The sequence below is a fragment of the Aquimarina rhabdastrellae genome (assembly GCA_947387485.1).
Taxonomy (GTDB): Bacteria; Bacteroidota; Bacteroidia; order Flavobacteriales; family Flavobacteriaceae; genus Aquimarina.
This window is the reverse complement of record CANDNT010000009.1, coordinates 160,666-176,905: the sequence shown is the minus strand read 5'-3', so window position 1 is coordinate 176,905 and position 16,240 is coordinate 160,666. Positions and strand designations below refer to the sequence as shown.

The 16,240-nt window shown below is 32.6% G+C and carries 8 protein-coding genes; 3 read left to right on the top strand and 5 right to left on the bottom strand.

Translation table 11 applies throughout. From position 1 onward, the window contains the following. A partial coding sequence (locus tag ACYEKI_RS14340) for an HYR domain-containing protein (protein ID WP_459211886.1) occupies positions 1-1,425 on the top strand: 1,425 nt, incomplete at its 5' end. 6 nt (positions 1,426-1,431) lie between these two features. Further along, positions 1,432-2,355, top strand: coding sequence for a PorP/SprF family type IX secretion system membrane protein (locus ACYEKI_RS14335; RefSeq protein ID WP_459211885.1), 924 nt, complete (start codon positions 1,432-1,434; stop codon positions 2,353-2,355). A gap of 38 nt (positions 2,356-2,393) precedes the next feature. Here the strand turns inward: ACYEKI_RS14335 and ACYEKI_RS14330 are convergent, their stop codons facing one another. Together ACYEKI_RS14330 and ACYEKI_RS14325 are read right to left on the bottom strand one after the other, a co-directional pair. After that, positions 2,394-3,077, bottom strand: coding sequence for an SIMPL domain-containing protein (locus ACYEKI_RS14330; RefSeq protein ID WP_459211884.1), 684 nt, complete (start codon positions 3,075-3,077; stop codon positions 2,394-2,396). 92 nt (positions 3,078-3,169) lie between these two features. Then, positions 3,170-3,820, bottom strand: a complete 651-nt coding sequence (locus ACYEKI_RS14325; protein WP_459211883.1) for a rhomboid family intramembrane serine protease — start codon at positions 3,818-3,820, stop codon at positions 3,170-3,172. Positions 3,821-3,965: 145 nt separating this feature from the next. Here ACYEKI_RS14325 and ACYEKI_RS14320 point away from each other — a divergent pair, with 145 nt between their 5' ends. Then, positions 3,966-4,865, top strand: a complete 900-nt coding sequence (locus tag ACYEKI_RS14320) for a lysophospholipid acyltransferase family protein (protein WP_459211882.1) — start codon at positions 3,966-3,968, stop codon at positions 4,863-4,865. 182 nt (positions 4,866-5,047) lie between these two features. Here ACYEKI_RS14320 and ACYEKI_RS14315 read toward each other — a convergent pair whose 3' ends face one another. The 3 genes from ACYEKI_RS14315 to ACYEKI_RS14305 form a co-directional block, all read right to left on the bottom strand. Further along, positions 5,048-13,987 carry a LamG-like jellyroll fold domain-containing protein gene (locus ACYEKI_RS14315; protein ID WP_459211881.1) on the bottom strand — a complete coding sequence of 2,980 codons (8,940 nt, stop codon included), beginning with the start codon at positions 13,985-13,987 and terminating at the stop codon, positions 5,048-5,050. 12 nt (positions 13,988-13,999) lie between these two features. Next, positions 14,000-14,572 (bottom strand): hypothetical protein, encoded by a 573-nt coding sequence (locus ACYEKI_RS14310; RefSeq protein WP_459211880.1) that lies wholly within the window; start codon positions 14,570-14,572, stop codon positions 14,000-14,002. 216 nt (positions 14,573-14,788) lie between these two features. Continuing rightward, positions 14,789-15,991 carry a hypothetical protein gene (locus tag ACYEKI_RS14305; protein ID WP_459211879.1) on the bottom strand — a complete coding sequence of 401 codons (1,203 nt, stop codon included), beginning with the start codon at positions 15,989-15,991 and terminating at the stop codon, positions 14,789-14,791. Between the last annotated feature and the right edge of the window lie 249 nt (positions 15,992-16,240).

Sequence of the window (16,240 nt, the reverse complement as noted above, 5' to 3'; positions counted from 1 at the left end):
GGTGATAATTTACCTGATTATACTTCTTTAATCACTGCTACGGATAATTGTGATAATACTCTTACTATTACTCAAAATCCTAGCACTGGTTCTCCTTTCATAAATGGGATGACTGTTACTTTTACTGCTATTGATGATGCAGGGAACGATTCACAATGTAGTATTATCATTACTGCTAATGCTGATACCGAAGATCCTGTTATCTCATGTCAAGCTAATCAAACACTAGATTGTAATGAAACTGTTATACCCGATTATACTACACTAGTTACTGCTACTGATAATATTGATCCAGATGTCACTATTTCTCAAAATCCTAATGCTGGTTCGCCTTTTACAGATGGGATGACTGTTACTTTTATTGCTACTGACGATGCAGGGAACAGTTCACAATGTAGTATCATTATTACTGCTAATGCTGATACCGAAGATCCTGTTATCTCTTGTATTGGAAATCAAAATCTTAATATCGGTGATAATTTACCCGATTATACTTCTTTAATAACTGCTACGGATAATTGTGATAATACTCTTACTATTACTCAAAATCCTAGCGCAGGTTCACCTTTTACCGATGGAATGACTGTTACTTTTACAGCTAATGATAATACAGGGAACACTTCGCAATGTAGCATTATCATTACTGCTAATGCTGATACAGAAGATCCTGTTATCTCTTGTCTAGCTAATCAAACACTAGATTGTAATGTAACTGTTATACCTGATTATACTACGCTAGTTAATGCTACTGATAATATTGATACAGATGTCACTATTTCTCAAAATCCTAATGCTGGTTCGCCTTTTATAGATGGGATGACCGTTACTTTTACAGCAACTGATGATGCAGGAAACAGTTCGCAATGTAGTATCACTATTAACGAAGAACAACCTTTTATAGCTGTCGAAAATGATATTGAAATTAATCTAGGAGAAGAGATAGCTATCGATGTTGTTACTAATGCTACTGGTGTTATTTCATGGTCACCAACTACAGGACTTGATAATCCTAATAGTCTTTCTCCTTTAGCTAGTCCTGAGGAAACAACAACATATACTGTAACCTTAACAACTCTTAATGGATGTATAGCTCAAGATGAAATTACTATAAGCGTTATTCCTCCTCAAGAAGAAGAATCTCTTTATGGTTTTTCTCCTGACAATGATGGAATCAATGACTTTTGGGAAATAAAAGGTATAGAAAACTATACAGATAATGAAGTTTATATTTACAATCGATGGGGTGATTTGGTCTTTCAAATAAGAGGCTATAATAATACCACTAATGTTTTTAGAGGAGAAGCAAATCGATTAACCTCTGCTGGAGCAAATAGTCTTCCTGAAGGAACTTATTTCTTTGATATCAAAATTAACTCTGCTCATAATTTACCAAAACTTCAAGGTTTTCTTGTATTAAAAAGATAATATCGTATGTATAATATTAGATTGATATTCCTATTGCTTATTGTATTAATTCAAGGAAATAGTTTTTCTCTTTTGGGTCAACAAACACCTATTTTTGCTAATTATAACTATAATCCTATCATTTTAAATCCTGCTCATGCTGGATATTATGAAACTACAGATATTTCTGTTTTTACCAGAGGATATTTTAATACTACAGATGGTAGTCCACGTGATTTAGGTGCTTCTTTTAATACCTCTTTTAGAAATGAGCATCAAGGTTTTGGAGGTAGTGTTATTAGTGATGAAATAGGAGTTACCAAAACTACTCATATTTCTTTGGCGTATGCCTATAAAATCCATTTTGACAAAAATTTTAATCGTCCAATTTGGTGGGCGTATAATCCTCATATTTTATCTTTTGGTATCACCGGAGGGCTTTTATCATACAATGAAAACTTACTTGATCTAGGCATCACAAACGATCCTAATTTTGATCACAACATTAATAGTTCTATTCCTACACTAGGTATCGGGATCTTGTATAATAGAGAGGAAGCTTATATAGGTTTTTCTGTCCCCAATCTTCTAGGTACCAGCTTAGCTTCTGATCAAGATATTGATCTTCAAAATGTGTATTATAGTTATGCTGGTTTACGCCTTTTTACAAGTCGCTATCAAAAGTTATTATGGAATCCAAGTGTGCTTTTTAAATACACACAAGGCGCGCCAGCTCAAATAGATTTTAACTCAACATTTAATTATAAGAATAGTATTGAATTAGGTTTTGGTTATCGTACTAATACTTCTATTAATTATATTCTAGGATTTAAACTTTCTAATCATTTTAGATTTTTATATCAATTTAATCAAGGAGTTCGATCTTCTCCTATCAAAAGCTCACATGGTATTGTATTAAGTTACCGTTTTGGTAATGGATTTGGTAATTAGTATTTAAAATAAAGGGCGGTAATACCGCCCTTTATTTTCTATTTCAATTCAAATACGATATGTATTTGAGAACTCACCTTTAACTCTCCAGGAGCAATAGTTGGTCCGCTTGAGTCCATTTCTGCAGACATAGCTCTCATCTTTAATCCCATAGGTGCAGGATTAGAAACATTACGTTGTTCGCTAATTTGAACTGCCTTACCTATTGTTTGACCTAAAACACTAGTATACTCCAAAGCCTTTTCTTTTGCATTAGCTACAGCTTTCTTTCTAGCTTCAGCTTCTAAGCTTTCGATTTTAGATGAAGTAAATTGAATACCATCTATTCTATTGATTCCAGATGCTAATAATCCACTCATTATTTTATCATAATCTTCTAGTTTACGAATTTTGATTCGCATCGTTTGATTAGCTGTATAACTATATTTTTTGGTGTTATAATTATAGTTCTTATTTAAATTGATGTATTCTGTACGCACATCTTTTTCTTTAACCCCTGCTTTTTTACAATATTGAATTACAGCAGCAACGGCCTTATCATTTTTTGTTTTAACATCTAGTGCTTCATTACCTTGATGCTCTACTCGTACGGTTACTATTGCGCCATCAGGAATTACATGAACAATTCCTTCTCCTGCTACAGATACCGTATTTTTATGCGATTCTTGTGCTTGTATTCCCATAGTTATCAATGTAAGTGCGATTAAAAATATTTTTTTCATAGTTTGTATTTAAATGGTTATAATTTCAATATTTTCATAAATCAATCTCAGAAGTGATTTATATTAATTCCTTATAATCAATAGCTATGCCATTATAATTTTCCTTGTCGTTGCATGATAAACAAAATGACTATGGGAATGGCTAATAATCCAACAAAAATCAGGTTTTGCTGAAATATCCATGGCGCTATAATTAAGGTTATTAAATACCCTCCCACTGCACCTCCAAAATGTGCATCATGACCAATATTCCCTTGTCTATTTTTCATACCATAAATAGAATACAATAAATACCCTATACCAAAAACAAAAGCAGGAATAGGTATTGGTATAAATAATAGTCCCATACTGCTTGTAGGTTGAAATAAAATTGCTGCATATACTATTCCCGAAACTGCTCCACTTGCTCCTACTGCACTATAGTGATATTCATCTTTATGAAAATAAAGTGAACATAAACTTCCTATGACTAAACTTCCAAAATAAATGATTAAGAAATTAATGCTTCCTACATAAACTATTACTACAGGTGCAAAAAAATATAAAGTTAGCATATTAAAAAAAAGATGCATTTCGTCTGCATGCAAGAATCCTGAACTTATTGTACGGATTTGTTCTCCTCTTCTTATTCCTCCTATATTAAATTTATACTGTTCAAAAAATGAGAAGTCTTTAAAACCTTTAAACGAAATAATTACATTGGCTGCGATAAGAATAATCATTACCAGATCTAAATTCATCATATATGTCCTTTATTTTAATAGTTCAAATATACCTATAAATCTAATTTTAACAGTATAGTATATTCATATTCGAATTCCTTTTTAATTCTTCGTCTATATAATTCACTTTAAATTGTCTATTTTCGCTAATTCAAATAAAGTTGGAATGCAATTATTTATTTATTGTTTAGCTTATCCATTTTTATGGATTATTTCTAGGTTACCATGGCGTTTGTTTTATGCTTTTTCTACTAGCATTTACATTCTAGTCTATTATGTAATAGGTTATCGTCGTAAAACTGTTACAGAAAATCTCAAGTTAGTTTTTCCAGAGAAATCTGATCAGGAGATTAAGATTATTCGTAAAACTTTTTACAAACATATGTGTGACATGTTTTTGGAAATGATCAAATCCATGTCAATAACAAATGACGAATTATTAAAACGCTTTCATATTACTAATATTGAAGTTTTAAAAGAATTAGAAGCAAAACAAAAAAGTATTGTTTTACTAGTAGGTCATTACGCAAGTTATGAATGGGCAATTGTTGCTCAATTACTTATTAAATATCCTTCGATTGGGGTTTATAAACAAATTAAAAATCCTTATTTCGATCGCTTAGTTAGACGTATTCGCGCAAAATACAATACACAATTAGTCACCAGCTATAATGCCATGAAAAAAATTACTAAAAATGAAAATGATGGAAATTTAGCTATTTATGGTATGGTTTCTGACCAATCTCCTCGTATTCATAAAGCTTTTTATTGGACTGATTTTATGGGTATCAAAGTTCCTGCATTTTTAGGAGGCGAAGTTTTGGCTAAACGTTTTGATCTTGCTGTTGTTTATCTCAATGTAGAAAAAAAGAAAAGAGGTCATTATGAAGCTTCCTTTATTCCTATTACAGAAAGTGCTGGAGATTGTGAAGATTATTTTATTGTAAAAAAATATTTGAGTTTACTCGAAAATCAAATTCGTAAAGCTCCTGCTTATTATTTATGGACTCATAAAAGATGGAAACATCGCAATGCTACTCCTCCTAAAGGAGCTACTATTGATTAATAGTTCTTTTTGCTTTTTTATAGAAATAATAAGTAAGTTTTTATAATTTTATTTGTTTAACTAAGCTTACACTCTATTATAATTTATAAAGTTTAAATTCACTTCTATATATTTTATATAACAATAGAGGTTACCGAAATGGTAACCTCTATTTACTTTCTAAAAAAACAAATCAACAATTATTATTCAATGATTAATTTATGTTGTAATACTTGTTCTCCAGCTGTTAACTGATAAATATAAATTCCATTGGCTAATACTTTTCCTTCTATTTCTCCATTCCAATCAATGGTATGAATAGTATTTCCTGATACTTTTTCATTAACAAAAGTGTATACTTTTTGTCCTAACAAATTGTATAAACTAATATCTACATGTTGTGCTTCTGGTACACTATATGTTATTCTTGTAGTATCAGTCATTGGATTTGGTATATTTTGTGTTAAACTAAATCCTATTTTATCATTAATTATAACTTGTTCCACAGTGTTATTTTTAGCTGTATAATTAAGCTCATATGGAGTTTTCAATCCTCCTAATAACACATTACTATCAAAAGTCTCTACATTATCTAATGTGATTATTTTCTCTCCATCATATAATTTAAAAATCACTTCTGCATTTTCATCTGCTCCAATCCCTATAAAGTAATGATATTGATTATTTACTAGTTGTGGCTTCGCTATCCCTCGAACCTCATCTCCTATAAATGCAGCTATTATATAATCTTTTGTAACATCTAATTGAGTTGTCTTTAATACAGCGGTCATATACATAAATTCTGCATAATTTCCTGTATCCATACGCCAATCTAATCTTGATGCTTTTTCTAGATAAGAAACTTCATTTGTAGTTACATCAAAGGCTGCTCCAGAGGTATTAGCACGACTAGCAATTCCACTATAGTTCAATGTTCCTGCTACATTAAGTGTAGTAATGTACCCTAATCCTGGTGTTAAATGGGTTAAAGTTCCTACCCATCCATTAACATCATCATACTCTGCACTCAATCCTCTCCTTTCTATAAAATCTCCTGCTCTTGCTATCGTTGATGTCAATGATCTCAAAGCTAATGATGTCGTTTGTAGTTGATCTGGTAAAAACGCAATTCCTGTTCTTACATTTCCTCCTGCAATAGCAATGTTAGTATCTACTGGAACTGGAATTCCTGACACCTCTAATGTTATTGATGTACTCTCTATTCTTCTTAATAGATATCCTTTACGTATATCTATAGTTGTCATTGCTGGATCTATTCCTATTAAAACTCCATTAGCATCTACTGTTGCTATAATTGTACTTGGACTCGCTGCATCTGCTAATTGATCTCCATTTGATAATCCCCTAATCGAACTTAAAGAAAGTGTATTTGCTACCGTATTATCTATCAAGTTAAAACTCACTTCGTAAAAACGTCCAGTAACTGGAATTCTTCTTGTAAGATTCTCTCCTACAGTAAAAGTTACAGGTATAGCAATAGTACCTTGTATAGATCCGAATGCAAAATTATAGTGCTCTATAATACTTCCATACTCAGTACACTCTGAAGCATCCCATACTCTAAAACTTAAAGTTCCTGTCTCTGTATCATCACCAAATACTCCAAATCGTACCATGCCATCTACTCCAACTTGTCCTGATCCTCTAAACTCATCATTTAAGTATACGGCTACAATATCATTAGTATCTATAGATTGTGCGTCATTGATCATTAATCTCCCCACAAAATTCATTGTTCCTAAAAAGTCTCCTGAACTAAAGCCTGCTGTATAATTAGGAACTTCACAATTGGTTGTAATTTCTAATGTAAAAGTCTCTACGCCTAAGGATTGTCCTGAATTTGCATTTTCTACTACTATTGCAACATTTGCCGTATGTACACCTGGATTTAAGTATGGTGCGACTACAAATTCTAAATCTCTTTCGGTTTCTAAGGCTTCTATTCTTCTATTTGCACCTTCTGCTATAGGAGTTATGGTACTACCATTACGTTCTTGTACTGATAACCATACTGGTAACTGTTCAAAACGATACGTAACTGGTACTCCTCCTGCTTCATTAATCAAGTCAATATCATCAATAATCAACTCTTGTCCTTGAACCTGGGATCGGTTAATATTATTTTGACTCCAAGCAATAGTATTTTGATTCACTATAAAACTCCATGAATATCCATCTATCATATTTTCTGCTTGATCTCTTAAACGGTTTTCATGAATCATTGCTGTCAATCGAGCTCCTTCTAAATCTGCTACAGTAAATAATGGATTGATATTAATTGTTGTTCCTCCATCGGATACTGTAGTGGTAAATTGTAGATCTGTTACTCTACGAGTTACATCTAATGGTGCTGCTTCTGCTTCTCCATTTACAAAAGCTAAACCAGTAGCTGTGGTTCCTATTGCATTTCCTGTAAAATCTCGAATAGCTTCATCTTGTGCTCCATTTACTCCTGCTAAAGCGATATCATCTAATATAAAATAAGCTATCAACCCTGACTCATTTCCTAACAATTGACGATTCAATTGGGTGTTGATCTCTAATGGTGATTTGGCTACATTCCATATTCTGATATCATCTAATCTTCCTATATAAGATTCGCCATTTACATCTGGAGAAATTTCGATAGCTTCATTATTACTTACAACTCCATTATATGGCGCAGAAGCTACAGATTCTCCATTAAAATAGATTTCTACAGTACTTCTTCCATCATATACTGCTGCTATATGTGTCCATTCAAATGGTAATACCGCTCGATTTGTAGTTAAAACATCATTTACACGTATAGTTCCGTTAGGTAATAATGCTAATCCATAATTACTTCCTTTTCTTAACATCGGGACAGTCTCCATAGTAGGGTATCTTGATGGGTTCACCCACATTTCTACAGTAAATGCTCCTTCAATATTAAAAACAGGTTGATGCGGTACACTAATCTCATCTGCATTTTGAGCGAGCTCTGCAGATACTAAATCTCTTGGTAAACCACCTATTACTCCACGCAATCCTATAGAATTTAGGTTTACTGTAGCTGTATTAATAGGTCCATTAAAAGTAATAGAAATTGCACCTTCTGTTAATACTCCATTATTTACAGGATTAGTACTTATTCGTTCTGCTGCTGTACGATTAATAACTCCTTCTACAAAAGCTGTAGGGTTATTACGACTATTAGGATTTAAACTATCTGGATCACAAATAGGTGTAATTCGCATACTATAAGTTCCATTAGCTAGTCCCGATACATCTGCATCGTATACAACAAAACCTGTTTGATCATCTAAATTTGCTCTTAAAGTTGCTGCATCTAAAGTAACTAATTCTACAGGGGTATTATTTCCTTCATTAGCATATTCTAATCGTACTTGGAACGTACTTGTTTCTGCTTCTTCTGCTGCTGGTGCAACTCCTAAAAAGTCATTAAGTCCTGGTATAGCAAATCTAAATTGTAATTCATTATCACTTGCATTATTCACTACCCAATCTACAAGAGGTGCTGCTTGCTCAATTTCTTCTACACATGCTCCACTGAAATGTGCAGAAACAAAGACTTCTTGAAAGGGTACTACACCTACTTCTGCATATTCGTCGACTCTATATCTACGGTAAACGTCTCCATCTTGTTCACATGCTGCAAAGAATCGAATTCCAATATCTTCATACGAAATATTTTCTGGAGCATCTAACCCTCTTGTAATACGTAATTGACCTACGATTTCTTCTACAACTCCTGTCGGAGAATTTCCATCTAACCCAAACGTGATAGGTGAGGTTGTTGCTGGTTCAAAAATTGGAGATTCATTAAAGAACACTTGCGCTCCTTGATTATTACTTGCTCCATTTAATCCTACTATATATGTTTTACGTGTATTATCTTGAGCACGTTGCGTATTACGTAAAATCACATTATATAAAATAGAATCATCTCCTGGAGTACTAAATCCTACAGTTCTATCTAGGACAATTTCTACTCCTTGTCTAGGAACTGTTCCAGATTCATATGGACACATACTTCGTCCTGCTCTAGTTAAAAACATCGGAGTATCATATTCTGGATCCCTACGAATACTTACATTAAATTGATCTCCAGCATCATCATCTGTAAAAGTAAAGCTATCTACTCTGCTACTTCCATTTGAATTATTTGAAGCATTACTTCTTACTCCCGAAATAGAAGTTTCATTACTTAATGATATTCTTACACCTAAAGCATTAAAACTAGTACCTATATTAATCCCTGTAACAACTCCTCCTCCATTTACTGATCCATCATCATTAGTAACAGCTCTAGATAAAGCATAAGAGACATTTACTCCTGATGAGAATGATAATTCTTGATCTAACGCACTAACACTACCAACTCCTCCTAGAGTTTCTAAACTTTCTGTCGTATTTGCAAAAGTCTCGCCATTAGCTAAGAAGTTAACTTCTTTTAGTTTTTCTCTATTCTTCTGAATAATAGCAGTCCATGTATCAATCTGATGTGCTAAATCCCGAATCGTTTCATCTTCGTCTTTTAAATTTTGAGTCAAAATACGATCTAATGTAGCACTTAAATCATTACTATTACGTAAATCCAATTCTGATTGATTTGGTGAATTTACACCATCTATTTCTCCTATTAATAATTGTTGTAAACTAGGAATCGTAACATCTAATAATTGTTGTTGTGTAAATGCAAAAGGAGTACTCTCACTAATGACCATCGTTAATTGATTAGGATTAACTACAGCTGTACAAGTCGCTTCATTCACTGTTAACGCTCTTGACATACTAAATCCTAATACATCCGAAGTTCCTATATATACATCTGCATCTTGACCAACATACGTATCAAAAGTCGGAGTAGATACATTTTGTGTCAAACTTACACTCGTTCCATTACCTCCCGTATTGCGATAACTAAAATTTGCAGTAGTCGTTGTTCCTACATTTAACTCATTTGAACTTACTGTAGTATTTACTCCTTGAACAGTTCCTACACCCAAAGGTGCTGTAACAGCAGCTGTTGTCATTTCTACATCAAATTCTACTCCTACTCCAGCTGTAAATGCGGTCATGATATCTGTTCCTTCTTCAAAAGAATACGAATTAGAATAAGTTGCTCCTTGCTCTAATGTTGCACTACTTCCATCTCCTGGTGGATCATGCAATACATATCCTACTTGTGGGTTTGTCAATGTAAAATCAGTTGCGGCTGGTTCTGCTCCTGTTACATATACAGATTCATTTGCATTAATAGATTCTACATTAGCACCTTCTCCACGTTGTACCGCTATATTTAATCCTCTAGTATTATTTCCTAAAAAATTAGGTGTACTTACTTGAAATACAAAATTAGCTCTTCCTACTTCATTAGTAGTCATTTCTAAATTCCTACCTCCTGCTCCTAGGATTACATCTCCGCTTAAACTCACCTTAACATCTTCTATAACACATTGTGTTTCTTCATTACCTGCTACTCCATACTGTTCAAATACACGTACAGATGCCAAAACTTCTTGACCAGCTTCTAACGCATAAAATCTATTACATAAAGGATCTATTCTTGCTACAGCTAAATCTTCAGTAGCTATACCTTCTGCCGTAAGTAATGTTTGATTAGTGATATCATAACGATAAAATTCTGTAATCTGTTCTATAGGGTTTCTAAAACGAATATCTCTAATAACATTTCCTTGTTGTAGATTTACACTAAATGTTGGTAGTGTAAATCCGGTCATTGTATTTGTTACAGACACTTCATAATTACCAGGTAATAAATCTTTCACCACAAAAACATTCTGCTCTGCATTAAAATTACTAGCCTCTATCGTTTTTATGAATTGTGGCTCTCTAATATCACTTCTCGTTATTGTTCCCGTCCACACTCCTACATTATTGTCACATGGCACTACTATATTTCCTATAAAATTATATCGCGTACGGTTCTCAAAATTTAAACTTGATATAGGATCTACGACATTTAAAACATATTCTCTCATGCCTTCTGCTGGATTAAACTCGGCATTGGTAGGTACATAATCAAATGCAATCTCTCTTATGTATCCAGAGCCTCCTCTTACTATATCGGCTTCATTTTCTAAGTTTAAATAATTGTTCTCATTCGTTGCTCCTACTATAGTATTTAACGCTCTAAAACTTTCTGCCTCTTGCTCAAACGTATAGGATAATTGTAAATGATCTTCATCAAGTGTTATAACTTCTCCTTCTCTAATGGCGATTAATTGACTCTCACTATATGCTGCATCTCTATATTCTACTATATCTATATTTGCTCTAGAAAATGCTTCTTGAGTCATATCTCTATTTTGAGCACCCAAATACAAGTTAGTATTAAAGTTCTTAGTTCCACTTGGTACATTTGCTACTATCGAAGGCATCGCATCTAACTGTATTCTTACTTGATTAGTTTCTCCATTATAACTAATGGCAAAGAAATTATAATCTGATCGACTTTCAATTTCACGTTGTGTAATTTCTTGTTCTCCTATAAATACGTGAATACGATTATTCGCCTGTAAATTCACTAGCAAATCTCCCCAGTGTAATAAGGTTTGTACTTCTGGAATTATAATATTAGGATCTGCTACATCGTCTGGGCTGTAAAAGAATGACCAGGTAAATTGTTCTGCTGCATTAGCTGAAACCATCTCTGAGCTAACCGCATAACTCGTATTTCCATTAAAATCTAAACTAGACTCGTCAATAACTACTGCTTGATTCGAATTTGCTGCTTCATCTTGAATTAATTGTGGATGAATCGAAAACGTATGTCTTCCTAATGGAGCTGAAAAACTATAGGTTCCATTCATATTAGTTCCTCTTACAGTACCATCTTCATTTCTAATAATCTGTCCATCTAATACAATAGGAGTATTTGTTACTACAGGAAATAAATCAAATCCTCCAACTGCACTCACATTAGGAACTCTATATACTACTTCTCCTGTTACCGTAAATGTAGACGTATCTATAAATTGTTCTAAATTACGTTGTGCATCTGTAAATATCAATGCCAAAGGCACTTGTTGAGAACGATCTACTGGACTAAACGTATGATTAGGTAATACTGGTGTAAATGTATACCTCAAAGAAGTATTACCTCCAGTAATTCCTGGTAATGTTCTAAAACTATACATCCCATTTTGATCTGTAAAACTTGCATAGTTAATGGCGGGTCTATCATTTGCAAAGGTTAAAGGTACTTCTTCTACACGCTCTTCTCCACCTACCATTACTATTCTAAAACTTCTTCCTGTAAGTATTCCTCTAGTATGTATCGCTTGATTATATATCTCACTCTCTCCATTAATATCAAAACGGTAATATGCTATCAAGTCTTCTTCATTATCTCCTAAAATAACTTCTCTATAATTAAAAATATCTGTAGCTTCTCGAATCCCACTCCAGATTCTTAACTCATCAATATGGTATGGATTATTAATTTGATGATTAAACGAAAACTGACTTGTTCTATTTAAGTTAATGGCGAACGGATTAACTGTAGTAGCATTCGGAGTGATTTCTGTATTTGCTCCTATAGGTTGTACTCCTCCATCTATATATAAAGCTCCTCCTGTAGGACTAACTGTAAATGCATAATGATGCCAATTCGTATCATTAGGTTTATCTGCAGATACATATACGTTTGATCCCAAATACATTTCAGCTTTAGTATCTGTCATTCGAATCTCTCCTGCATCTAATTTAAATACGGTATTACTTGCAGTATTTGTTGATGGGGTTTTATACCAAAATTCTATAGTAGCAAAACCTCTTGATTCTCTAAAAGGTTCTATATTATTTACGACTACTGGTACAGCTCCATTTGTAAATAATAAGGATTGATCTGTACGAGCTACAGCATTACCATCATTAGTTAATACAGCTTCTATTTTTACATTAGGTACAGCTGTTTGTGTATTTGTAATCACACTACCATCTATCTCTCCATTATGAAATACAAATCCAGTATCACTACCTGAGCTTGTCATTGCCCCTCCATTAAATGCTTCTACAGTATATTCATACAGTTCTCCTGGTATAATTGAAGTATCATAATATGTAATAAAGCTTGATACCATGCGATTAGCCACATCATCAACTGTTTCTATTACGCTACTCGTTGCTCCTCCATTAACTGCTCTTCTTCTAATGGTATAAGAATCTACATTGGCAATATGCGGCCATCTTAGCAAAATTCCTCTAGTATCATTTTCAACATCATCATCTATTCCTCCTCCATCTGCTGCTCTTAATAAAATACGATCCAAACTAAAAATTGGATGATCTGCATCTGTACGTATTTCTGCAAATCTTCTAATTTCTCTATAATCACTTGTGATACGAGATTGTTGCACAAATCCATTATCTATTGTAGCCGCTATATTATCCCAAACGGTACTAGCTAATCTAGGTAGATTTGCAAATGTTGCTTCTGTAAATTCAGAATTGGTATAACCTATCACTAAACCTAAGCCTCTAAACTCTGCTATCGATGATTCATTCTCATTAAATAATGATCGAAATCGTGTATTTTCTATTTGCGCTCGAGTTCGTACACGACTCCATACACGGTATTCTGCTAGCATCAAATCATTATTTGCAGCAATACTCATATACAAATGCTCTGGACGCATAGTTACATTTTGTATTACTTGTAGCTCTACACCATCTAAATATATTCTTAATTGGTTTTGAGCATCTAATGTTATTGCAAAATGATTCCATTGATTATTTAATAAACGTTGCGATGGTGTTAACGTTATATTAGTAACCGCATTTCCTAGAGTTAATGTCAATTCATCTCTTGATCCTAAAAAACTAAAGGCATCTGATCCTGTCAATAAATTAGTAATGCTCCACGGAGAAAATGCATTATTAGGATTAGTATCAGAGGGGCCAGCCATGATCCAAAACTCTATAGTAGCTTCTCCTTTTTGTCCTCTCTCAATAGCATCTGTAGTAAACCTTGTTTGTGTATCAAAATGGGTTTGATAATTACTATTTCCAAAAATATGTAATACTGCTGGTCTATGATCTTGTGCTTCTACTATCAACGTATATGCTATCATCCAAAATAACAATATACTTCTTATGATATAATTCTTTTTCATATATTCTTATTTTTAAAACACATTAGTTATTTTTTGCATTGTAAATACAAAAGGATCTATTATTTCAATTATACCCCCTGTGGTATTCACAGATGGTAAAACACTATTTATAAATACATTATCATTATCTGAAGCTATTAAAACAGCTGAGTTATTTACAGTTTGAGGTGTAACTATATTTATATTATCTAAGGACTCTCCATTAAAATTTTCTTTACTGTGGAAAGATATGCTCCATCGAAATGTATCTAAACTTTGATTATTTATCTTTTCAAAAATAACATTAGATCCATTTCTCTTTAAAAAATACTCTGGAGCTTTAGCCGAAGCTATTAAAACTTCTCCTTTTTGGTTTGGAACAGGTTGTAGTATAAATGCTTGTAAATAACCATCTTTGCTATTAAACACTTGGTTTTTAAGCGGTATAGCTTCTACTGAATTATCATTTAAATTATGATGTAATACCAAACGTGTGCTATTTTGAGTTGCTTGACTCACAAACCGAAATAGTTGCGTATCTTGTGCATGGATACTTCCTATTCCCATCAAGAATAAAAAGATTCCTGTATATATATGTTTTTTCATATGTTATCCGTTATTGTTCCTTTATTTAGTACATAAATATCCTTGCTCACTATTTATCTTTGATAAACAATGTGCCTATTTATTATATCTGTAAAAGGATTGGAAGTAATTGTTATATATTATTTTTAACTAGTATTTATACGTATGTTTTACTTTTAATCTAGTTATCTATATTTTTTAAAATTGCTATATAACTTTTACCTTAGTCTTGAATTCTTATTTATTAATCGCTGCTTCAAGAGTTGCTATCTTTTTTAATAACAATGCAATTTTTTGCTCTTGAGATTGCAATTGCTCCTCTTGATTGATTGTATGTAATGTTAGTTCTTCAACTTTTTCTACTAACACTGTATTGATTTGAGATACATTCATCCCATTTGCTACTACTTCTGCTTCTGTAGGCATATTAGGTAAATGTTTATTTTCTTTAATATATGCCGCAACTTCTTTTAAAGACATTAAATTATAGTCCTTTGCAAATACATAATCTGGAAATGTAGTTACATTTAATCGTACCTCATCTGTTATAATAATACCGTCTTGTATTCTTGTTTTTTCTTTACCAGTACTATCAAAGAAAGAAACTTTGTCTAAATTCCCATTACGGTCTGCCTCTGGTCTAAATTCAATTGCTTCTGTAGATCTAATTTTACCTCCTTGTCCATCTCTTTTTATCAGTGTAATATCTCCATCTTTAATTCGTGCCATCTCTATATTTGATGAATTTCTAAATTCTATAGCGTCACTTCCATTATTAACTAAACCTGGTCTAAAAACTAAATTACCATTACTTATTAACCTTCCATTGTCTATTCTTACATCTCCATTATTAACATGTAATTTTTCGCTTGGATTAGCTGTTCCTATTCCTATTCTATCATTTCCATTAGTATTAAGTACTATATTTCTTCTAAAAGCAACTCTATTATCTGATAAGTCCATTATATCTGTACTACCTACTCGTATAGGTAAGGTATTGTTTCTTGCTTTTAACCTTGTCATACTCACTCCATTCTCATCAATCTCTGCTATAGTAATAAACCCACCAGAAGAAATCCCTGATTGAAATCTGATATTTTCACTACTAGAACTTCCATCTATATCAGATCTAATGTCTATACCTCTAATAGATTTTATGCTAAAATGTTTTCCTACAGGACTAAGAACATTTGCTCCTTGAGAGGACGATCTTCCGTTTAAAATCAAACTATTATGATTTAATTCTGCTATATAATTAGTTCCACTTGGACTTCCTGTAAAAAACCTAAAATACTCATTATTCCTAGAACTATCATCATTAGCCCTAAAGGCAATTCCTGCTTGTCTATTTATTCCTTCATATAGTTGAGCATTAGCTATTGATCCAATACCTAATGTTAATGCCATAAACGTTATAGCTTTCATTGTTTTCTTTTTCATGATCTAAATTTTCTTTTGTATTTAATTCTTTTTGCGAAAAAAGCTACCGGTACTTTATTTTCATCATCAAAGATCTCCAAAAACCATTTCTTAAATGTTGACATGAATCACACTCATTCAAAAATCACGATGTGACCTCGATCAATTTTTTTTCATAAATCATTAAAAAATCACTATCACTCATCACATTTATTTATATGCATTTCTTAAATATGTTATTTTTTATTTAACTTTTCTATAGCTTTTTAT